This is a genomic window from Brevibacterium antiquum CNRZ 918 (genome assembly GCF_900169145.1).
Classification (GTDB): Bacteria; Actinomycetota; Actinomycetes; order Actinomycetales; family Brevibacteriaceae; genus Brevibacterium; species Brevibacterium koreense.
Window position 1 is genome coordinate 140,279 of record NZ_FXZD01000006.1, and the last position, 20,052, is coordinate 160,330.

Below are 20,052 nucleotides of genomic sequence, written 5' to 3' on the forward strand. Positions count from 1 at the left end.
CGTTGGATCACCGCACCAGTGGACATCATTGGGTGAGCACCCAAGAGCGGAGGCAGCCGTTTGTGGCCAGTCATCCTGACTGATCAGCAGTCTGACATCGTGCTGCGCCCGCTGCATCGACGCGACGAGAGTCAGTGGCGAGAAGTCCGCCGGCACAACCGGAATTGGCTGCGTCCCTGGGATGCGACGCTGCCGATTCCCGGCCAGCAGCTGCCGGGCTTTCGGACCATGGTCCGCATGTACGACAAGCAGGCCAAACGGGGGCAGTCGGTGCCGTTGGCGATCGAGGTCGGCGGTGAATTCCGCGGCCAACTCACCGTTTCGAGCATCAGTTGGGGATCCATCCTCAGCGGACAGATCGGCTACTGGATCGATTCGCGAGTCGCCGGACGCGGCATCACTCCCATCGCCGTTGCCATGGCTGTCGACCACTGCCTCTTCGCCCTGGGTCTGCACCGCATCGAAATCAACATCCGACCCGAGAACACGGCCAGCCTGCGCGTGGTCGAGAAGCTCGGCCTCCGGGACGAGGGGCTGCGCGAGAGGTACATGCACATCGACGGCAGGTGGTGTGACCACCGCACGTTCGCCGTGGTCGCGGAGGAGGTTCCACAGGGAATTCTCGCCGCGTACCGTCACAGCCTGAGAAAGCTGTGAACTTGGCACCTGTTTAAACGACACACCACATCCCTTCACGTCGTTGCTGATCCGGGCACTCTAGGGTGGCAGTGTGGACACCAGCATCATCGTCGTTATCGCCATCATCGTGGTCTTCGTCGTTGTCGTGCCCACAATGATCCGCAAATCAGCGACGGAGCTCTCCCGCGTCGAGATCGACACCGTCCCGGATCAGGCGCAGGTCGTCGCCGACGACCCCCAGATCCCCGGCCACGATCACACGGAACGGGCGAGAGTATTCCACTCCTCGGTCAGCATCGAAGCGAACGTTCCACGCCCCGACGTCGCAGCGATGACGGGCGCACCGAAGCTCAGCCTCTCCGCGCGGGCACCGGAGTTCGCCGTCATCGACGGACAGGCTGGTTCGAGTTCGACCACGGACACGAGCTCCACCATCACCGAGGCGAACGAGCAGCACCAGCGCAGCTTACTGCCCGTGGCCGTCGGTGAAACCCGCTCCACTTACCTCGACAGCCACAGCTCACACGAGGCAGCCGCCTCGGCGACGGTCGACAACGTTCGACTGCTGCATCCCGCAGTACACGCCGTGTTCAACCAGTCGCAGCGGGGTTCGAGCGGCCATGGCCCGAACGGACACGGCCCGAGCGCCCAGGGATCGTCGACGAGTCCTGGCTCCGGAAGCACCAGCCACCTCGGCGAGCACTCCGGGACGATTCCGATCCGACCGGGAAGAGCTGCGCCGCGATCGCCGCACAACCGATCCAGCGACGCCGTCACCACAGGCACAGCAGAGACAAGCAGACGAGGTACACAGATTCCCACCCCGACTTTCGGAGCCGATGAGGACCATTCGATGACTGAGAAAGCAACGACACTGCGCGAGTCGATGACGTCGCTGGGTGCGGTGACGCGAGGATTCGCACTGCTCTTCCTGGCCTCTGCCCTGGGCGTTCTGGTGACCGGCGTACTCGCGATGTTCTCGGTCGTCCATGTCGCTCTCGCCGGAGTGTTCCTCGGACTCGCAGGCGTCTCCCTGGTCATCGTGCGCACACTCAACCTGCGCAAACAGGAGATCAAGGCTCGCCTCCGGGAACTCGACGGCCGGATGGTGAAGACCAAGAGCACCGCGCCGAAGCAGAGCACGGCTGCGAAGCCAGCCACAGCCTCAGTTCCTGCTGCTCCGACATCTGCTGCGTCGAAGGACACGGAAGCTAAGCCCGGTGAAGCACGGTCGGCAGGATCGACGAAGGCTGCCCAGGCGCGTGCCGTCATGCAGCGCAATGTGAGCGCCAAGCAGACCAGAGAAGAGGCCGACACGGGCGAGATTCCAATCGTGCGCATTCGCAACGAAGCCGCAGAGGGTCACACCACCCGTCAGGTGCTGCTCACCGGTCCGATCCCCATCGTCGAAGAAGCAGCGCCCGACGCAGCGGCAACAGACGCTAAGGCAACGAAATCCGCGGAGACAGACGCTGTGGAGAATGCGGCTGCAGCCGAGTCGACATCCGCTATCCAGGCGGGAAGCTTCGCAGCGACCGCCGATTCGCCCCTCGACGTGGGGTCGGCTTCCGAGACTGAGGCCGCGCCGCAGGCCGAGGCGGTTGCCGAGAGTGACTCTGCACAGAACGCCGACGTCGTGGCGGCCGCGTCGAATGTCGATACCGCCAAGGTGAACGATCCGTTCATGCAGCGACTGCAGGCACGTGATGCCTGGTCACCGACGCCGCTGCCAGTCCCCAGCTATGTTGATGCCCCACAGGCTGAGCACCCGATCCCCGAGTCGAAGGCGGCAGATGCGTCTTCCTACGAGACCGAGGCCCGCAGCCGCGAGGATGTCGCAGCTCAGTTCGCCGCTGAACTCGGCTACCGCCCAGAACTCAGCGATTCGGCCCGTGAGGACAGCCCACTGGACCACGGTCGCAAGGCGATCCGGACCAACAAGGCTCCCGAGCTGGGCGCCATCGACGACGTTCTCGCTCGCCGCCGCGCCTGACTTCCGCGCAGGTGAGCAGATTCAGTCGGTGTCGAAGAGGAACCAGCAGATGGAGTTGCGTCGCCTCTGATCCGCAAGGACGAGTTCACGGACCTGCCCGGGCAGCTGGTCTCTCTGCCAGTCACGTTCTCTCCGTCCCGCCGCGGGATCCTCGGGATTGACACTGCGGGCGGCTTTGATGGCATAGGCCGCGAACCGAGCTGCTCCTCGCAACGGGCGGGCAGCGCCCATAGCGTGTCCTCCGGCGGTGCGCGCCCGCATCATCTCCAGGGTGCCGTCCGCCCAGGCACGTGTGGCAGCCACAGCATCACGGGCTCGTGTGTCCTCCGGAGCTTCGCGTTCGAAGAGGGGCAGGACATGCTCGGCGCAGTCGGCTGCCCACAGTGCAAGCAGTCGATGATCGTCATCTGTCAGTGTGCCGCCCCGTCGAATCGTCACCATTGCCGGGTCACGAACCTCGGGCAGAATCATGAGGGCTCCGTGAGGCGTGCGGCCTCAGCCCCAGGGGTCGACTGGCGGCGAAGCCAGTCATCGATTTCAGACATGGGACCGTTGATCCGATTGGTGCGAGCACTGATCCGGCTCGACGTCTCGCTGGTTCGGCTCGGTGTGAGGCCGATGCGCGGATAGCGTCGAAGCACATCGCTGAGTTGGGACGTGGCATGCGACGCGAAGCCGTCAAGGAGGGCAGCAAGGTCTGTGTCCTCATCCGGGCTGCCGGTGAGTTCCATGACACGAACGGCATGTGCGGGCGCGCGCACAATATGTTTGACCTGCACCGAATCGGCCAGAGGATGCAGATACGCTGATGCAGCCGCATCTCCGGCTGCCATCGCCGCATGGAACGCAACCTCAGATTCTGCCTCTCGCCCGGCTCGATGGGCGGCCGGAGCACTCACCCGCTGAGCCCTGGATCGCGGCTCTCCGCGGACGAATGCGAGTGCGGCGATGAGGGCCTGACGGGGTCTGCCGTCCTCGGGGCACTGCATTTCGAAGTGAGGGAGAACCACCTCGGCGGCGGCAGAGGTGAACGCAACGACTGATCGGAGGTCCTCCATGCTCAATGAGACGTCAGCCTGTCGAGGTTGACGGTACGTCTTTCGCTCGCGATCCATGCTCACGCTGTCTGATTGTAGCTGCGACGGTCGGAATTCCGGCCTGGTCAGGAACCTGTGCATAGAGAATGCGTATGCCATGCATGACTGCACGACATTCCCATTGTCTGTACTCGAGTGGGGCGGGATCAGGCGCGGGGCAGTGCCACGTACCTGATCTCGAGGAACTCTTCGATGCCCACGCTTCCGCCTTCGCAGCCGAGCCCGGACTTCTTCACACCGCCGAAGGGTGCTGCGGGGTTGGAGACCAGCGGCACATCGGTCATGGCGGTCGGGGTGTAGAAGAAGCCCTTGCCCTCGATCTTCGACCCGCCGGTGAGGACCGTCGTGATGAGGTCACCGGTCGCGGGATTGATGACGTCGATGGTCTTTCCGCCCTCGGCCTCACGCCACTGGCCATTGATGAACAGTCCGGTGTCGAGCTTGTCGATGATCGGCGTGATGTCCACGACTGATCCTCCCGTAGGTGTCGAAAAGGCGTGGCTGCGTTCTCACGTTCGTGCCCGCTCAGGCACGCAGCTCTTCGAACTCGGGGTGCTTGCGGAAGAACTCCATGACATATGAACAGGTCGTACGGAACTTCAGATCCGCCTCGGCGCTTGTCTCGAGGGCGAAGCGCACCAAATGCGCCGCGAGCCCACGACCACCGAACGCAGGGGAGACCTCCGTGTGGGTGAACGTGCGCACTGCGGCCTCGGAAGTGTCGTCCGGGCTGGCCTCGCGGTCGACGTAGTCGACGTGTCCGATGACCTTCTCGTCGTGGCTCACCATGAAGCGCGATGCCGCGATGTCCTGGGTGAAGGTGTACGTCTCGTCCGAGATCTCGAGGTCCATGTACGCTCCTAAGGGCGAAGGTGTCGGTCATTGCCATGCCGCCACGTCAATGTGTCAGTCCTGATGCAGGAAACTATAGTGGTGTTCGCCGCGAAGCGACTAGCCTGTTGAACAACATGTTCTTTCGGCCGTTCCTGGCGACGGTCAGACATCCTCAAGGAGCCGACCTATGTCCTCTTACGCACCCGCCACCATGGTCGATGCTCACACGCTGATCCTGCACGAAGCAGGTTTCGAAGTCAGCGAACTCTGCCTCGACGACATCGACGATTATGTTGAGCTCGTCGCCTCCGCCTACCGTGGTGAGCTCTCAAAGCAGGGGTGGACGACCGAGGCGGATCTGCTCAGCGGCCAGCGACTTGATGCCGATATGGCCCGCGAGATGCTCGGCGAACCCGATTCGTCGATGATCTTGGTCAGGTCGGCCGAGGGCCAGGCTGTCGGCAGCGTCTACCTGCGCGAACCCGTCGACAAAATTGCCTACCTCGGCGTGCTTGCGGTCTCTCCGGTGGGGCAGGGGCAGGGTGTGGGGTCGGCACTGATGAACCTCGCCGAGGCGTGGGTGGTCGAACGTTGGAGCGCTCACTCGCTGCAGATGAGCGTCATCAACAGACGGACCGAGCTCATTGCCTACTACGAGCGCCGCGGCTACGAACGCACCGGAGAGGTCGAGCCCTTCCCCTATGGTGACGATCGTTTCGGTGTGCCGCTGGTCGACGACCTCGAGTTCGTCCTTCTGGTCAAGCCCCTGCGCTGAGGCTCAACTGCGAGTTGCCCTCGGCGAGGTGACACGCACATGGTGCCCAGCGAAATTCGCTGGGCACCATGTGCGTTTCGGGGACCGGGTCGCTGTGGCCCGGGTTCCTCAATGGGGCCGGACCATAGATGCCTCAGAAGATCATGGCCGGGACGACGAGACCGCCGACGAGCACGATGGGTCCGATGATGACCATCGACATGCCGAACTTCACGAGGATGCTTGTGAGCCGCGCCTTGTGATCGCTTGGAGCCGTGGCCACGACAGTGGCTCCCAGTGTCGAAAAGGGTGAGACGTCGACGACTGCCGAGCACACGCCGAGTGCCGCGATGAGCGCCCAGCCGGGGACTCCGCCGGCGGCGATGAGGGGCAGCGCCAGGGGCACGAGAGCGGCGAGGATGCCGGTCGTCGATGCGAACGCGGAGACCAGGCCGCCGACCACACAGAGAACGAAGGCGGCGATGAGCGGCGATCCGATCGCCTCGGCGCCCTCACCCAGGAGGTCCACGGCACCCATCGTCTGTAGCACACCGACGAAGGTGATGATGCCGCCCACGAGCAGAACGGTCGACCAGTCGATCTTGGGCAGCGCGGCTTTACCGGTCTGAGGATCGGCGAGCGAGAGGATCGCACCGAACAGGAAGCACAGCAGCCCGATATCGGGTTCCTTGCCGAACGCGGCCAGGACGACGACCGAGCCGATGAGACCGACCATGAGGATGACTGTGAGGCTCTGTACGAACGAGAAGGGACCTGAATCGGTGCTCGCCGAGGTGCTTGAGGAGTCGAAGAGCGCTTCGTCGTCCTCGTCCTCACCGAAGGCCACCTGGGTCGCCGAGGCGGATCCGCGGGAGATCGTCGAACCGGAGCCGTCGCCGGTGGTTCCGAATTCGTTCGTCTCGTAGACGGACGAACCTGACTGTGCGGAGCCAGCTGCGGCCATGTTGGACCGACGTCCGAAGAGCGTGCGACCGAACATGAAGTAGGCGACGGCCAGCATCACGAGGTAGACGAGGACAGCGATGCCGAAGAGCAGGAACGGCGAGAGATCGATTCCCGCGTCATGGGCGGTGCTGTAGGTGACGATGCCGTAGAGGCTGGTCGGAGCGAATCCGCCGGCGCCGATGGCGAAGCAGATCGCCAAGCCCATCAAGGCATAGTCGACTCCGTACTTGCGGGCCACCTGCATGCCCACCGGCATCATGACGAGACCGGCCAGAGGCGCACCCATGGAGGCAATGCCGGCTGTGATGATGAAGAAGACGATGGGGAGGAGGGCAGCAGAGGATCCGACCTTCTCCAGCGCCCAGTCGATGATCTTGTCGACGGTCCCGTTCTCCTGCGCAATGGCGAAGAAGTAGGTGACCCCGGCCAGCAGGATCATGATGGACAGTGGGAATTCGGCGATGATGTCGTCGACGGTCATATCTGTCAGGAACAGGCCGGTCCCAGCTGCGCCGACGAGCATGAGCACGCCGATCTGCACACCGCGGATCGCACCGATCGCGAACAGAGCGATGAAGATCAATAACGCAATGATTTGTAGGAGCATGATTTCCCCATTTAGGCTGAAATTTCGTTGAGCGAATCTGGATGACTCGCTGAGTGACGATACCAGCTCAGTAATGGCAGGGGCGGTTACCGCAAAGCGAAGTGCCGGCTTCTCCTAAATATCGGCACTCGGGTGAGCTGTGCGCAGATCATCCCATGACGTTTCCGCTTGTTTGCGCCGGAGACCGCAGGCGGGAGAAGGTTCCCAGATTCAGTTCCCCGCCTGTGTGCTCGAGCGCAACCCGGACGGGATCACCGTCGTGGTCATGGCCGTGCTCGACGGCGTCGATGAGTTCTGCCATGAGTTCGCCGACCATCGGCGCATTCTTGAATTGGTTGCCGCTGGTGCCGATCGCCTGATAGAACCCGTCTGCTTCGCAGCGATCATAGATGGGAGTCCAGTCGGTAGAGGCATCGTAGACGCCGACGACTCCGCGGGCCCGGTTCGGGATCGTGATGTCATTGAAGCGTTTGGCCGCTCGCAGCGCCTGCGTCTCGAACTGCTTGGGACGAACGCTCATCGATACCGTGTCTGGGTCCTTGATCCAGTCCAACTCATCGCACTCGGGTTCCGAACCTCCGATGAGCAGCTGGCCTCCCACCTCGGCGCGCATATAGGTGCCGATACCGGCATCGAGGAGGGCGGGAATGGGAGAGCCGTCGCTGCGGATGACGGTCGATTCCGCTGGCAGGGTATGGACCTCTTGGCGCAGGGGAGTCACCGAGATTCCGTGGTCGGATCCGACCTTCGCGAGCTCGTTGAGCCGCGATGACCAGGGTCCGGCCGCGTTCACCACGACCTCAGCATCGAGAACTCGACCGTCGGCGAGTTCGAGCGACCAGGCAGTGGCGCCCTCGCCTGTGCTGCCGTCGTCGCCGGGCGAGCCGGCGACGCTGTGATGTGGGTTGATGGTTCGGTGCTGCAGGCCGATGACCTCGGCGTTGTAGAGGAACTGGGCATCATGTCGTTCGGCGGCGCGGGCGAAGTTCTCCGTAGCCAGCACGGGATCGGAGATGTACCCGCCGTCCGGTGTGTACAGCGCCGTCGCGGGCTCGTTGCTGTCATCGAGGAACCCCGGATCATCGGGGCGCACGGGTGGGTAGTGGTTCGAGGTGTCGATGCCGGGCAGCTCACGGGCGAGGTCGGCCGCGTCCCAGTCGGTGTAGGGGATCGAGAGATCCTCGAAGTCTGTGCGGACGGTGGTCGGGAGCAGCCCGGGTACGTCGATGACGGCCATGCCGGTGCGAATGAAGTCCGCGACAGGCTCCGATTCCGGTGCCTGCACATAGTCCCGCAGGTTATCCCACAGGTGCTTCGACTCCCACGCCAGCGCGATTGAGTCCCGCAGAGAATAGGTGAAGCGAACGATCGCGCTGGTGGCTCCGGTCGAGCCCTGCGCCGGCCCGGACTTCTTGTCGACGACGGTGACCGCGTATCCGCGTTTGGCCAAAGAGAACGCGATTGACGCCCCCATCACACCGCTGCCGACGACTATCGCGCTCGCGCTCATTGCTGTACCCTTCGCCTGAATCATGGTTCGTCCTGGCATTCAGCGTAGCGAAGCTGGGCAGTTCGCAGAGGGCTCTTCCAGCATGTGCGCTCAGCTCGGCACTCAGGTCAACAGGAGGGACTCAGCCGCGAAATCGGGTCCGGGCCGGAACGTCTGAGGCAGTCCAGGGAGGAAGCATCCGACGTTGATTGCCAGGACGATGGCGATGAGGAGTGTCGAAAGGACGGAGCCCATAGCACTGCTGGAGCACACGGTGCGCGTGCAGGACTGAGACATCGGTGCGGAGTGGTCGGAATACGACATATATTGGGAAGATGACCTCGCGAGAATCGTCCCACGCGCCAGAAACCGTCGTCGTCGAAGCGGGCCGTCCTCAACGCTCGAACGGTTCGTCGGTGAACCCTCCCATCGAACTGTCCTCGACCTTCGTCGGCAGCGGCGAGACCGATCATGGCGACTATGTCTACGGTCGGTTCTCGACTCCGGCGTGGACTCCGTTCGAAGAGGCACTGGCTGAACTCGAACATGCAGCGTTGCCCGGACTGGTCTTCGGCTCGGGACTGGCGGCGATCGCCGCGGCCCTCAGCCTGGTCCCGCGCGGGGGCACTCTGATCATGCCCCGACACAGCTACCAGGGGTCATTGGAGGCCGCAGGTGAGGTCGCGCAACGCAGCGGATTCCGCCTCGCCACCGTCGACATCGTCGACACCGCAGTCGTCGTCGACGCACTCGATGACGTTGAAGCAGCCTCGGCGGTGCTGTGGATCGAATCTCCGACCAACCCGATGCTCGAAGTCGCAGACGTACCCGCACTCATCTCCGCGGCGCGGGATCGCGGCATTCTGACCGTCTTTGACAACACCTTCGCGACTCCACTCCTGCAGACGCCGCTCGATCTGGGCGCGGACGTCGTTGTCCACTCCGTCACCAAATACCTCGCCGGGCACTCAGACGTCGTCCTCGGCGCGGCGCTGACCAACAGCGAAGAGCTGCACAAGCGGCTTCATGACGAACGCTCACTGCGTGGAGCCATCGCTGGCCCCTTCGAGGTCTGGTTGGCGTTGCGAGGCCTGCGAACGCTGTCGGTGCGCATGGAACGAGCCCAGGCCAATGCCGCACTGATCGCCGACCGACTGAGTTCGCATCCCAACGTCACCGAGACCCGCTATCCGGGTCTGCCCGAGGACCCCGGGCATGAGCGTGCGGCCGCGCAGATGTCGGGATTCGGTGCGATGGTCGCCTTCTGCGTGGAGACTGGACAACAGGCCACAGCCGTCGCCGAGGCGGTTCGGGTGTGGACCCCCGCCACCTCCCTGGGCGGAGTGGAGTCCCTCATCGAACGCCGGCGCCGCAACGCCTCGGAAGCGGAATCGGTCCCCGACGGATTTCTGCGTCTGAGCGTGGGCATCGAACACGCCGATGACCTGTGGAACGACCTCGACGCTGCCATCCGCGCTGCCCACAGCGCTTGATGACTGAGCAGTTCGTTCTTGACCGTCCGGGGCTTCAGCACCTGGACGAGGTGTTTGAGATCTACAGCGACCCCCGCGTGTGGACGCATTTTCCCAGCGGCCGGATGGTCAAGCGGGAAGAAGCCGGGGCGTTCCTGCTGACCCGCATCGCTGATTGGGAGATCGACGGGCTTGGGACATGGATCGTCCGCGAATCAGAAGATGGTCCGGTGTTGGGTACCTGCGGCTGCGGTGTGAGGCGCATGCCCATGGCCGATGAGTGGAACCCGGAGCGGATCGAGGCCTATTGGAATCTGGGCTACCGCTTCCGCCCCGAGGTCCAGGGCCGCGGCTTTGCCAGCGAGATCTCTCGTCTGGCTGTTGCGCGGGCCCAGGAGCTCAAGCCCGAACTGCCTGTCATCGCCTACCTGCTCGAACACAATGTGGCCTCACGGAAAGTGGCGGAGAAGATCGGCCTGAGCCTGCAGCATCGAGCCCTCGACGCGGGCAACCCCGATCCGCAGGCGATGCGCCTGGTCTTCGCCGATCGGACTCTGACCGCGAGTCAGCTGGCGGCTGCGCTGATCTGACCTGACCGCGCTGATTCCGGTGGCGGGAGCGCGCTGATTCCGGTGGCGGGAGCGCGCGCTGGCCCAGGAGACCGACTGATCCGTGTTGATGTGGGTGACGCTGACGCGGGTGGCGCTGAAGAGGGTGACGTGACCGGGTATCAGGCGTACGGTGGTAACCGAAACGAATTTCTACGACGCGTAGAAGCTGACCGGGGGAGTGATCAGGCCTGAGCACGGAATGAGCGGGCTGATGTGGCACCCGACGCTCCCGCCGACGTTCATGCGAGTCATCGACTGGCACCCCCAGCCGATACCCATCATCGTCATTCTCGCTGTGTTCGGTCTGGTGCTGTATGTGTTCTGCGTGTGGCTGCTGCACCGTCGCGGGGTGTCATGGCCGGTGTCGCGCCTCATCTGGTGGACGCTGGGCATCGCCACCGTCGCCCTCGTCGATGGCACGGCCTTGAACGGCTATGGCATGGCGATGTTCAGCATGCACATGATCCAGCACATGATTCTGTCGATGCTCAGCCCGATTCTGTTGGTCCTGGGGGCGCCGATCACGTTGATGCTGCGCGTTCTGCCGGCCGGTTCGAGCCGGTGGAATGCGCGGCGTGTGATTCTCTTGATCGTCCACAGTCCCATCATGCGCGTGCTGGCCAACCCGATTGTGACCACGGTGCTGTTCCTGATGAGCCTGTACGGGCTGTATTTCACACCCGCCTTCGATTGGCTGATGTCGACGATGTGGGGACACAACCTGATGTTCATCCACTTCGTGGCCATTGGGATGCTCTACTTCTGGAATATCTTCGGAGTCGACCCTTCGCCGAGAACGAGCAGCAAACGGCGAGTGCGCATTGACCCCACAGTCGTACAGGTCTTCGAGATCGTGGCCACAGTCCCTTTCCACGCTTTCTTCGGGATTGTGGTGATGATGTCGACGGCCTTGCTCACAAGCTTCTACCAAATGCCGATGTGGGGCATCGATCCGTTGAAGGACCAGTTCCTCGGAGGCGGCATTGCCTGGGCCTTCACAGAGATCCCGACCCTCATCATGCTCGGGGTTCTGGTGTTGAAGTGGCAGAGGTCGGATCAACGTCTCAGCCGCCGCCTCGATCGCCAGGCAGACAGGGACGGCGACGCCACGCTGCAGGCCTACAATCGTTATTTGGCTTCGCTGTCCGACGCGGACCAGGATGACCGACGCCGTCGGGGGTAACCGCCGGATCCGGCACGACTGGTGGCATGCGACATAGGAGCTGCTCGCTGGATCACTCACTCCGAGGCGTGTGACCCAGATCAACTTATCGTGCGTTAAGGTTGGGGTTGAAGATCAGTCATCCAGCGCTAGCCAAAAGGAGTCGCCTTGACCTCGAATGTTCTCACCGACCTGCGAGATGGGGTCGTGACTGTCATGATCAACCGCCCCGAAAGCCTCAATGCGCTGACCAGGGAGACCATGGAGGCGGTCGCGGACGCCGTTGCCAAGGCGGCCACCACGGCCCGTGCAGTCATCATCACCGGCAATGACCGGTCCTTCAGCTCGGGTGCTGACCTGCAGGGGTCTGTGCAAGAGGGAGGGCTCGGCCTAGATCGCGCCAATGCCATCATCCGATCGATCATCGACCTGCCGATTCCGACCATCGCCGCGGTCTCCGGTCCGGCGGCCGGCATCGGCTGCTCGCTGGCCCTGGCCTGCGATTACACCGTGATGAGCGAAGAGTCCTATCTGATGCTGGCCTTCACCAAGATCGGGCTCATGCCCGACGGCGGGGCAACGGCGCTCGTCGCAGCCTCGGCGGGTCGGCACCGAGCCATGAAGATGGCGCTGACGGCACAGAAGGTCTGGGCGAAGGAAGCGTTCGAATGGGGTCTGACCAGCGAGGTTACGCCGGCGGGCGAGCAGCTGAACAGGGCTCAGGAGATCGCGGCGCAGTGGGCTCAGGGCGCACCATTGGCCTTCGCCTCCTCGAAGGGAGCCATCAACGCGGCGACGCTGACTGAACTCGATGACGCATTCGACCGGGAGCTCAAGGGCCAGACGGCTCTGCGGGAAAGCAAAGACTTTGCCGAAGGAGTCACAGCTTTCATAGAGAAACGCGGACCGAACTTCACCGGCGAGTAGTCGACGGACGGCAGCCGACTGGCCCGGAACGGCAGGCAGCCGACGGGCCCGGGGCTCGGCGTTCGTACGTTTCTAATTGGTAACGTTGCGGCACAAGTTGTGAGCGGCATCACTTGACGGGATAGTCTGGCGATGAAAACGGTGAGGATGCCGACGTGTTCCGACTGCTCGACGTGACCTGCACCGTATAGCCCCGATAGCCGTGCAAACCCTCCACCCCAGCACGACCACAATGACCAAAGGAGTCTCATGCTTACAGGCATTCCATCCACACTTGGTGACAGCTATCAGCTCAACACCACCACCATGATCCGCCATGCCGCGACCTTCTTCGGCGAATCGGAGGTCGTCTACCGGCGGTCCGATGGATCGTGGGGTCGATCGAACTACGCCGACGAGTTCAAGCGCATGGCTCAGCTGGCCCACGGCCTGAGCGAGCTCGGCGTGGGCGCGGGGTCGATGGTCGGAGTCCTGGACTGGAACTCCCGTCGCCACCTCGAGCTGTACTTCTCCGTCCCCGGCGTTGCCGCCACCATGCTCCAGCTCAACCTGCGTCTGGCCCCCGAGGACCTTGCCTACGTGGTCAGCCACTCGAAGTCCGACTGGATCTTCGTCGACGAGTCCCTCCTCCACGTCGCCGAGGCGCTGGCCCCGAAACTCGACGTCAAGGGCTGGGTCGTCATGACCGACAAGCCCTCGTCCGAAATTGAGACGAGCCTCGAGAACGTCGTGTTCTATGAGGACCTGATTGCTGATAAGCCTGAGACCTACGACTGGCCGGTCGTGGATGAGAAGACCGCTGCCTACGCCGGCTACACCACCGGAACCACCGGGCGTCCCAAGGGTGTCTACTACTCCCACCGCTCGATCTATCTGCACACGATGGGCGGACTGGCCGCGCTGAATGCGACCTTCGACGACTGCGTCATGCCCATCACCCCGATGTTCCACGTACTCTCCTGGGGTTTCCCGCAGAACGCGGTGGCCGCGGGTGCGAAGCTCGTTCTGCCGGGCAAGTTCGCCGCTGAGGAGTTCGGTGCCATCGGTCAAGCCTTCATTGAGGAGAAGGTGACGTTGGCAAATGGTGCACCCGCGATCTTCTCCCCGATGCTGGAGATGATGAAGAATATGCCCGAGTCTCCGGACCTGCGCGGTGTGCGTCTGGTCTCAGGATCCTCCGAGCCGCCGTTGTCGATGATGCGCGGGTTCAAGGAGATCACCGGCGCCGAGGTGATCCATGGCTACGGTGCCACCGAAACCACCCCGCTGGCCACCACCAACTGGCGGATCAAGCCCGGAACGAACATGACCGATGAGGAGAAGTGGGACTTCAAGCGCTACCAGGGACTGCCGATCATCGGCGTTGAACTCAAGATCGTCGACCCCGCCGGTGAGGAGATGCCCCACGACGGCAAATCGATGGGCGAGGTCGTCATGCGCGGTCCGTGGATCACCGAGTCCTACTTCCAGCTGCCCGACAATGCGGACCGGTTCCTTGACGGCTGGTGGCGTTCAGGAGACGTCGGCGTCATCTATCCCAACGGCTATCTCAAACTCACCGACCGTCTCAAGGACGTCATCAAGTCCGGTGGCGAGTGGATCTCCTCGATCGACATGGAGAATGCGATGCTCGACAACCCCGACGTGAAGGAGGCCGCGGTCATCGGTGTGCCCGATGAGAAGTGGCAGGAACGTCCCGTGGCCTACGTCGTGGCCAATGACGGCGCCGAGGTGACCCGTGAGTCCATCGTCGCGACGCTGGGTGAGCGCTTCGCCAAGTGGCAGCTGCCAGATGAGGTCATCGTCACTGATGAGATGCCGCGCACATCTGTCGGCAAGCTCGACAAGAAGATACTGCGCAAGAACTGGGAAGAGAAGTAAGCCCAGGCCCTTGATCGTCGCAGCGCGGGTGCGCAACCGAAACTCGGTTGCGCACCCTCTGTGTCGGCGGTGCCTCGGGCTGGGGTGCCTCAGGCGGTGATGCAGAGCTGTGGGCAATCGCAGACGATGCACCTGGTCACGGGTGATGGAGTAAGTACGTCCCGCCCTTGAGGCAGGTGTCGACAACCCAGCCGTCGCCGACGAGTCCAGTCAGCGAATCGCGCAGAGCCAGGCGCCAGCGACTCGCGAGTTCGGCATCCTGACCCCGCAGGGCCTCGATGTCGGAGGGGATGTCGAGCGAGACGAGCGTCGCCTCCTTGGGCACTTCATTGACCAGCGGTTCACCGTGTTCATCGCTGCGCAGGCACTTGAACGCGTCGTCGGCCTCGGCGAGGGCGGCAGGGGCAGGCTTGTCGAGCGACCACGACACGACCATGCGGTCGCTGGCCTGCCCGGCATTGACTCCGTCGCGCATCTGCCCGTAGAAGTCCTCGAGGTATTCGACCATGCCCACACCCAGGCGTTGGAAGTTGAAGTAGGCATTCCGGGCGACCAGCGGATCGAAGGTCCAGGTCATCTCCGTGATGCCGAGGTTAAGGCACCACAGGCGCTGGTGCAGCTTCATCGCCGATCCTGCTCCGCGGCCGATGACCTGATGCCGCACGCCGGCGATGTGCGAATGCATGAGCGTCCCCAGCGGCTGACCGAAGAACCCGATCGTCACGCCGATCATCTCGTCAGGCTCGTCGAGGCTGTAGGCGGCCGAGACATAGTTGCCCGCATGGGCGAAGGCGACGATGAGCCCGGGTTCGAGCACATTGGTGCCGGTCTCGTCGACGCTCCAGACTTCGTCGAGCAGGAGGGCGGCCTCGGCGGCTTCGGCGGCGGTGTGGATCTCACGCACCTCGATCCGAGCGGCGTCGGCGGCAGCCGCGTACTCATCCTCGGCCAGGGCGATGATCTCCGAGTCCACTATTGTCAATCCTTCGCGCGGTGTCATGGTGACATTGTGCCACCGAACTCCCCAGCTGAACGTGCTGAAACGTCTATATCTGAGGCGTTGGTGCAGTTGCAGCTGGAGGACATGCGCTTCTCGGTGCAGGTATAACCTGGACGGATGAGCTTCTCAGTTGCCGTCATCGGAGCCGGAACGATCGGCCGATCCTTCGCTTGGCTGTTCGCACGTTCGGGCTATTCGGTCCAAGTCTTCGACCCCAGAGGCGATCTCGCCGAGGTGGTCGCCGGGCTGCAGGCCGATGTCAGTGCCGATGCTGCCGCCCACAACATGCTCGCCTCCGAGCTCGGATCCATCAGTCTCGCCGAATCCGTCGAAGCCGCAGTCGCAGACGCATCCTTCGTGCAGGAATCGGGCCCCGAAGACCCGCAGGCTAAGCCGAAGCTGTTTGCTCAGATCGCCGCGGCCGCCCCGTTGGACGCGGTATTCGCGACCTCCTCGTCGACCATCCCCGCGTCACTGATCGCACACCATCTGCCGGCGGAAGCCGCGGCCCGTGTCATCGTCGGTCATCCATTCAACCCGCCTCACCTGATGCCACTCGTCGAGGTGGTTCCGGCCCCGGCGACCGGTCCTGACACGGTCGAACGTGCCCTTGAGTTCTACCGCAGCTGCGGGCGCGAACCTGTTGCACTGAATCGGGAAGTTCGCGGATTCGTCGGCAACCGACTCCAGAACGCGCTGATGAAAGAGGCGATCTCGCTGGTGGCCAACGGTGTCATCTCGGCACCCGACCTCGACGCGGTGATGAAGAACTCCCTGGGGCTGCGGTGGTCTGCGGTCGGGCAGTTCGAGGCGATGCACCTCGGCGGGGGAGACGCGGGAATCCGCGGTTTCATGCACCACATAGGTGCGTCGTTCGCGAAGATCGGGGATCTGCCCCTCGACCTCAGCGACGCTGGAATGGCCGAGGTCTATTCTCAGGTGGAGGAGGCCTACGGTGAGACGCCGAGCCGGGCCGGCGCCGAGGCCAGGGACCGGATCCAACGTTCGGTACTCGAGGTGCGCGGCCAGGGCGGTGCGCACTCGGAGGAGTGCTCAGCAGCAGTTCAGGCCGACCAAGGATCAGGTCAGACCGTGGCTTGGTAGAAGTAGGTGGTGCGTTCGGCGATGAGACCTTCCGTGTCGAAGAGGAAGAAGTCTGCGAAGCCAACGGAGGTTTCGGTGCCGTCCTTGAGCAGGCCGGTGAAGACGCCGCGGCTGGAGGCGCGGTCGCCGTCGACGAGGATCTCCGTCAGCGAGTGCGCACCCGATTCGATGACGCGCTCACCATGGTAGAAATCAGTGATCTGCTGCCCGACCATGGTCGGATATCCGGGCCGATCGTAGTGTCCGTCGGCTGCGAACAGTGCCGAGGTTGCACCAGCGTTCCCAGCGTCGACGGTGGAGTAATAGCGCTTCACAAGTTCAGTCACACTGTTCATGGCAATACAGTAACAGCGATCACACTCGAGCTCGTGCTCAAGGGGTGGGATGAGGAATTGCCGCCGAGGTGGTTGAGTCATAGCGTGGGACATGGATCCATTCGTCGACCGGTACCCGACTCTCGGCTCCGCGTCGCTGGATCGAGGTCAACAACCCCAGCAGAAATGAGGCTCGACATGTCAACCATGTATCGCGTGACCAACCCGGCAACCGGTGAGGTGGCCGAAGAATTCGCCACAGCGACCGACTCGGAGATCTTGGCCGCACTCGATCGATCCGCGACCACGTTCACCCAATGGGGCCAGACGAGTGTGGCCGACCGCGCCGCGATCCTCACCCGTGTCTCCGAGATCTACGCCGAACGGGCCGAGGAGCTGGCCGGGGTCATCCAATTGGAGATGGGCAAGGCGGTCCCCGAAGGCAAGGGTGAGGTCGGGCTGAGCTCCGCCATCTACCGCTACTTCGCCGACAACGCCGAAGCATTCATGGCCGATGAGCCCGTGCGCGGACCCGAGGACGGCACTGCGATGATCCGCCGCAAGCCGGTCGGATCACTGCTGGGCATCATGCCCTGGAATTTCCCGTACTACCAGGTGGCGCGCTTTGCGGCCCCCAACTTGGCACTGGGCAACACGATTCTGCTCAAGCACGCCCCGCAGTGCCCCCGTTCGGCTCAGATCATGGAAGAGATCTTCATCGAGGCAGGACTGCCCGAAGGTGCCTATATCAACATCTACGCGAGCAACGAGCAGGTTGCCGACCTTATCCTGCCCGACCCACGCAATCACGGAGTGTCCCTGACCGGGTCCGAACGCGCAGGCTCGGCTGTGGCCGCCGAAGCGGGTAAGAACCTCAAGAAGGCCGTCCTCGAGCTCGGTGGATCCGACCCCTACGTCCTCCTCGACACCGACGATGTCGCGAAGTCGGCGAAGACGGCCTTCAGCTCCCGCATGGGCAACACGGGCCAGGCCTGCAACTCGCCCAAGCGCATGATCGTCATGGATGACGTCTACGACGAGTTCCTGTCATCGATCACCGAGGCGGCTAAGAAGTTCACGCCCGAGACCCCCGGCGCTGAAGGTTCTCGCCTGTCCCCGCTGTCCTCGACCGAGGCGGCCGATCGCTTCATCGGGCAGGTCCAGGACACGGTCAAGGACGGCGCCACCCTGCTTGCCGGCGGCAAACGCTATGACGGTGGCGGTGCCTATGTCGAGCCTGTCGTCCTCGCGGACGTGGAGAAGGGCATGCGCGGTTACTACGAGGAGCTCTTCGGCCCCGCCGTCATCGTCTACAAGGTCAGCAGCGAAGAAGAGGCCGTCGAACTGGCCAATGACACCCCGTACGGTCTCGGTGCTGCTGTCTTCTCCAACGACCTGGAGCGGGCTGAGCGCGTTGGCTCCCAGATCGACTCCGGCATGGTCTTCCTCAACACCCCGGAAGGCTCGCGTGAGTACCTGCCCTTCGGCGGTGTGAAGCGCTCGGGTGTTGGTCGTGAGCTCGGGCCGCTGGCCATGGACGAGTTCGTCAACAAGCAGATGGTGTTCACGAAGAACTGATTCACTAACCGGCCAAGACTCGGTCGCTGGCCTTCAGGGCGCTGTCCGCAGAAGCGGGCGGCGCCCTGATTGTATGCTGATGCCATACACAGCCATTTCTCAGCAGGAGGATCTCATGTCGGCACAGAAGCCGTCGACCCAAGTGAACGCAGCCGCCTCAAAAGGGTTTATGCGTCCGGTCAACCGTTTCCTCGAACAGTGGATTCCGTCAGCGCTGACGTTCGCCATCGTTCTCACACTCATCGTCGCTGTTCTGGCGTTCATCCTCACCGATGCGAGTCCGGTCGATGTCGTCACAGGCTGGGGCGAGGGACTGGCCGGACTGCTCGCGTTCATGACCCAGATGTGCCTCATTCTGCTGCTCGGCCATATCCTCGCGAACACCGGTCCGGTGCAGAAGCTGCTCACATGGTTGGCCAGGGTCCCCGGCAGCCCGGCTTTCGCCTATGTCTTCGTCTTCCTCGTCGCCGCCATCGCCAGCCTTATAACCTGGGGTCTCGGCCTCGTCGTCGGTGCCCTCCTGGCCCGCGAGATCGCAGTGCAGGCCCGCAGCCGCGGGCTCAAGGTCCACTTTCCGCTCCTCGTCGCCGCCGGCTACTCCGGCTTCGTCGTCTGGCATATGGGATACTCCGGCTCCGGTCCGCTGACCGCGGCGACTCCCGATTCCTTCTTGGCCGAGTCCCTGGGTGGAGAGGTCATTCCCGTCAGCGAGACCATCTTCTCGACGTGGAACCTACTCACCATCCTCGCCGTCATCGTCGTCTGTGCCCTCCTGTTCTTCCTCGTCGCCCCGAAGAAGGACGCCCCGGTCTATGAGCTGCCGGAGTCGGTGGCGTCCGAATCGAGGACCGCCGTCGACGAGGAGGTCGTGACCCCGGCCGACCGCATCGACGCCTCCCGGATTCTCACGCTCATCGTCGGCCTCGCTCTCGTGATCTACTTGGCCATCCACTTCGCTCAGGGCGGGGGACTGACACTCGACATCGTCAACTGGTCGTTCCTCGCGCTGATCTTCCTGCTGGTGAAGAACCCCTTCGAACTCATCCATCTGACGAAGGAAGCTGCCTCGAACGTCGGTGAGATCCTGCTCCAGTTCCCTCTCTACGCGGGCATCCTCGGCATCATGTCCACAACCGGTCTCATCGCTGTCTTCTCCGATGCCCTCGTCTCGATCGCGAACCCGACGACCTTCGGCGTCCTGGCTCTGCTCTCGGCCGGACTCGTCAACTTCTTCGTCCCCTCCGGTGGCGGTCAGTTCGCTGTTCAGGGGCCGATCATGCTCGATGCGGCCAATCAGCTGGGCGTCGACCCGTCGGTTGCGATCATGGCCGTCTCCTATGGTGATCAGTGGACGAACATGCTCCAGCCGTTCTGGGCTCTGCCGGTGCTGGCGATCGCGGGTCTGAAGATGCGCGACATCCTCGGCTACACCTCGGTGATCTTCATCGGTTCCGGAGTGGTCATGGCTGCCGCATTGCTGCTTGTATCTCTATGAGAGCAGTCCGCCTCGATCCGCGAAGGAGCGATTTCTGCAGTCTTCGACGGCTTCTAAGGGCTCGCGAGATGTTATCGCCGATTGCTCAGCCTCTATTCGACCTCTGACGCTTACGGTATGGTAGCCTCC

The 20,052-nt window shown here is 63.3% G+C and carries 19 protein-coding genes and 1 pseudogene; 11 read left to right on the forward strand and 9 right to left on the reverse strand.

The features are described from left to right. Positions 1–60: 60 nt before the first annotated feature. Together BANT918_RS10165 and BANT918_RS10170 are read left to right on the forward strand one after the other, a co-directional pair. Entirely contained in the window at positions 61–657 is a 597-nt protein-coding gene (locus BANT918_RS10165; RefSeq protein WP_101620130.1) for a GNAT family N-acetyltransferase, read from the forward strand. 73 nt (positions 658–730) lie between these two features. Further along, positions 731–2,632, forward strand: coding sequence for a hypothetical protein (locus BANT918_RS10170; RefSeq protein ID WP_101620131.1), 1,902 nt, complete (start codon positions 731–733; stop codon positions 2,630–2,632). A gap of 21 nt (positions 2,633–2,653) precedes the next feature. Here BANT918_RS10170 and BANT918_RS10175 read toward each other — a convergent pair whose 3' ends face one another. From BANT918_RS10175 to BANT918_RS10190, 4 genes and pseudogenes are all read right to left on the reverse strand, one after another. Then, the gene (locus BANT918_RS10175) at positions 2,654–3,103 is read right to left on the reverse strand and encodes a putative immunity protein (RefSeq protein WP_101620132.1); all 450 of its coding nucleotides are present in this window, start codon (positions 3,101–3,103) and stop codon (positions 2,654–2,656) included. Continuing rightward, entirely contained in the window at positions 3,100–3,747 is a 648-nt protein-coding gene (locus BANT918_RS10180; protein ID WP_324761570.1) for a putative immunity protein, read from the reverse strand. The genes BANT918_RS10175 and BANT918_RS10180 overlap by 4 nt, the downstream gene beginning before the upstream one ends. A 128-nt stretch (positions 3,748–3,875) precedes the next feature. Next, positions 3,876–3,998, reverse strand: a pseudogene (locus BANT918_RS18105) (aldehyde dehydrogenase family protein); the annotation flags it as partial. Positions 3,999–4,254: 256 nt separating this feature from the next. Then, entirely contained in the window at positions 4,255–4,581 is a 327-nt protein-coding gene (locus BANT918_RS10190; RefSeq protein ID WP_101620134.1) for a GNAT family N-acetyltransferase, read from the reverse strand. A 169-nt stretch (positions 4,582–4,750) separates the two neighbouring features. On the opposite strand from BANT918_RS10190, the gene BANT918_RS10195 reads away from it, so the two are divergent. Continuing rightward, on the forward strand, positions 4,751–5,338 hold the full coding sequence (locus tag BANT918_RS10195; protein WP_101620135.1) for a GNAT family N-acetyltransferase: 588 nt from the start codon (positions 4,751–4,753) through the stop codon (positions 5,336–5,338). A gap of 133 nt (positions 5,339–5,471) precedes the next feature. On the opposite strand, the gene BANT918_RS10200 is transcribed toward BANT918_RS10195, so the two are convergent. The 3 genes from BANT918_RS10200 to BANT918_RS17925 all read right to left on the reverse strand — a co-directional run bounded on the left by BANT918_RS10200 (position 5,472) and on the right by BANT918_RS17925 (position 8,634). After that, the gene (locus BANT918_RS10200; RefSeq protein WP_101620136.1) at positions 5,472–6,890 is read right to left on the reverse strand and encodes an SLC13 family permease; all 1,419 of its coding nucleotides are present in this window, start codon (positions 6,888–6,890) and stop codon (positions 5,472–5,474) included. A 148-nt stretch (positions 6,891–7,038) separates the two neighbouring features. Continuing rightward, on the reverse strand, positions 7,039–8,424 hold the full coding sequence (locus BANT918_RS10205) for an NAD(P)/FAD-dependent oxidoreductase (protein ID WP_208618069.1): 1,386 nt from the start codon (positions 8,422–8,424) through the stop codon (positions 7,039–7,041). Between the two features lie 78 nt (positions 8,425–8,502). Next, positions 8,503–8,634 (reverse strand): hypothetical protein, encoded by a 132-nt coding sequence (locus BANT918_RS17925; RefSeq protein WP_267892092.1) that lies wholly within the window; start codon positions 8,632–8,634, stop codon positions 8,503–8,505. Between the two features lie 80 nt (positions 8,635–8,714). Here BANT918_RS17925 and BANT918_RS10215 point away from each other — a divergent pair, with 80 nt between their 5' ends. The 5 genes from BANT918_RS10215 (at position 8,715) to BANT918_RS10235 (ending at position 14,432) form a co-directional block, all read left to right on the forward strand. Further along, positions 8,715–9,872: a trans-sulfuration enzyme family protein gene (locus BANT918_RS10215; protein WP_101620137.1), complete on the forward strand. Its 1,158-nt coding sequence runs from the start codon at positions 8,715–8,717 to the stop codon at positions 9,870–9,872. After that, positions 9,872–10,441, forward strand: a complete 570-nt coding sequence (locus tag BANT918_RS10220; protein ID WP_101620138.1) for a GNAT family N-acetyltransferase — start codon at positions 9,872–9,874, stop codon at positions 10,439–10,441. Before BANT918_RS10215 ends, BANT918_RS10220 begins: the two co-directional genes overlap by 1 nt. Positions 10,442–10,673: 232 nt before the next feature. Next, the gene (locus tag BANT918_RS10225; protein ID WP_208618071.1) at positions 10,674–11,645 is read left to right on the forward strand and encodes a cytochrome c oxidase assembly protein; all 972 of its coding nucleotides are present in this window, start codon (positions 10,674–10,676) and stop codon (positions 11,643–11,645) included. 147 nt (positions 11,646–11,792) lie between these two features. Beyond that, complete coding sequence (locus BANT918_RS10230; RefSeq protein WP_101620140.1) at positions 11,793–12,551, forward strand: enoyl-CoA hydratase-related protein; 759 nt, start codon at positions 11,793–11,795, stop codon at positions 12,549–12,551. Between the two features lie 249 nt (positions 12,552–12,800). After that, the gene (locus BANT918_RS10235; protein ID WP_101620141.1) at positions 12,801–14,432 is read left to right on the forward strand and encodes a long-chain-fatty-acid--CoA ligase; all 1,632 of its coding nucleotides are present in this window, start codon (positions 12,801–12,803) and stop codon (positions 14,430–14,432) included. A 136-nt stretch (positions 14,433–14,568) separates the two neighbouring features. On the opposite strand, the gene BANT918_RS10240 is transcribed toward BANT918_RS10235, so the two are convergent. Continuing rightward, positions 14,569–15,405 carry a hypothetical protein gene (locus BANT918_RS10240; RefSeq protein WP_233430434.1) on the reverse strand — a complete coding sequence of 279 codons (837 nt, stop codon included), beginning with the start codon at positions 15,403–15,405 and terminating at the stop codon, positions 14,569–14,571. Positions 15,406–15,549: 144 nt separating this feature from the next. On the opposite strand from BANT918_RS10240, the gene BANT918_RS10245 reads away from it, so the two are divergent. Further along, a complete protein-coding gene (locus BANT918_RS10245; protein WP_101620143.1) occupies positions 15,550–16,536 on the forward strand; it encodes a 3-hydroxyacyl-CoA dehydrogenase NAD-binding domain-containing protein in 987 nt (328 codons plus the stop codon). On the opposite strand, the gene BANT918_RS10250 is transcribed toward BANT918_RS10245, so the two are convergent. Then, positions 16,518–16,871 carry a nuclear transport factor 2 family protein gene (locus BANT918_RS10250; protein ID WP_101620144.1) on the reverse strand — a complete coding sequence of 118 codons (354 nt, stop codon included), beginning with the start codon at positions 16,869–16,871 and terminating at the stop codon, positions 16,518–16,520. The two genes, BANT918_RS10245 and BANT918_RS10250, sit on opposite strands and share 19 nt — an antisense overlap. 177 nt (positions 16,872–17,048) lie before the next feature. Between BANT918_RS10250 and BANT918_RS10255 the strand changes: the two genes are divergently transcribed. Together BANT918_RS10255 and BANT918_RS10260 are read left to right on the forward strand one after the other, a co-directional pair. Continuing rightward, entirely contained in the window at positions 17,049–18,428 is a 1,380-nt protein-coding gene (locus tag BANT918_RS10255; RefSeq protein ID WP_101620145.1) for an NAD-dependent succinate-semialdehyde dehydrogenase, read from the forward strand. A 115-nt stretch (positions 18,429–18,543) separates the two neighbouring features. Next, positions 18,544–19,923, forward strand: a complete 1,380-nt coding sequence (locus BANT918_RS10260; protein ID WP_101620146.1) for a short-chain fatty acid transporter — start codon at positions 18,544–18,546, stop codon at positions 19,921–19,923. The last annotated feature ends 129 nt before the right edge of the window (positions 19,924–20,052 follow it).

Coding starts and splice junctions, on each gene's coding strand:
- BANT918_RS10200 (WP_101620136.1), bottom strand. CDS start 6,890: ATGCTCCTACAAATCATTGCGTTATTGATCTTCATCGCTCTGTTCGCG.
- BANT918_RS10195 (WP_101620135.1), top strand. CDS start 4,751: ATGTCCTCTTACGCACCCGCCACCATGGTCGATGCTCACACGCTGATC.
- BANT918_RS10220 (WP_101620138.1), top strand. CDS start 9,872: ATGACTGAGCAGTTCGTTCTTGACCGTCCGGGGCTTCAGCACCTGGAC.
- BANT918_RS10225 (WP_208618071.1), top strand. CDS start 10,674: ATGTGGCACCCGACGCTCCCGCCGACGTTCATGCGAGTCATCGACTGG.
- BANT918_RS10180 (WP_324761570.1), bottom strand. CDS start 3,747: ATGGATCGCGAGCGAAAGACGTACCGTCAACCTCGACAGGCTGACGTC.
- BANT918_RS10255 (WP_101620145.1), top strand. CDS start 17,049: ATGTCAACCATGTATCGCGTGACCAACCCGGCAACCGGTGAGGTGGCC.
- BANT918_RS10215 (WP_101620137.1), top strand. CDS start 8,715: ATGACCTCGCGAGAATCGTCCCACGCGCCAGAAACCGTCGTCGTCGAA.
- BANT918_RS17925 (WP_267892092.1), bottom strand. CDS start 8,634: ATGGGCTCCGTCCTTTCGACACTCCTCATCGCCATCGTCCTGGCAATC.
- BANT918_RS10235 (WP_101620141.1), top strand. CDS start 12,801: ATGCTTACAGGCATTCCATCCACACTTGGTGACAGCTATCAGCTCAAC.
- BANT918_RS10175 (WP_101620132.1), bottom strand. CDS start 3,103: ATGATTCTGCCCGAGGTTCGTGACCCGGCAATGGTGACGATTCGACGG.
- BANT918_RS10205 (WP_208618069.1), bottom strand. CDS start 8,424: ATGATTCAGGCGAAGGGTACAGCAATGAGCGCGAGCGCGATAGTCGTC.
- BANT918_RS10250 (WP_101620144.1), bottom strand. CDS start 16,871: ATGAACAGTGTGACTGAACTTGTGAAGCGCTATTACTCCACCGTCGAC.
- BANT918_RS10190 (WP_101620134.1), bottom strand. CDS start 4,581: ATGGACCTCGAGATCTCGGACGAGACGTACACCTTCACCCAGGACATC.
- BANT918_RS10245 (WP_101620143.1), top strand. CDS start 15,550: ATGAGCTTCTCAGTTGCCGTCATCGGAGCCGGAACGATCGGCCGATCC.
- BANT918_RS10260 (WP_101620146.1), top strand. CDS start 18,544: ATGTCGGCACAGAAGCCGTCGACCCAAGTGAACGCAGCCGCCTCAAAA.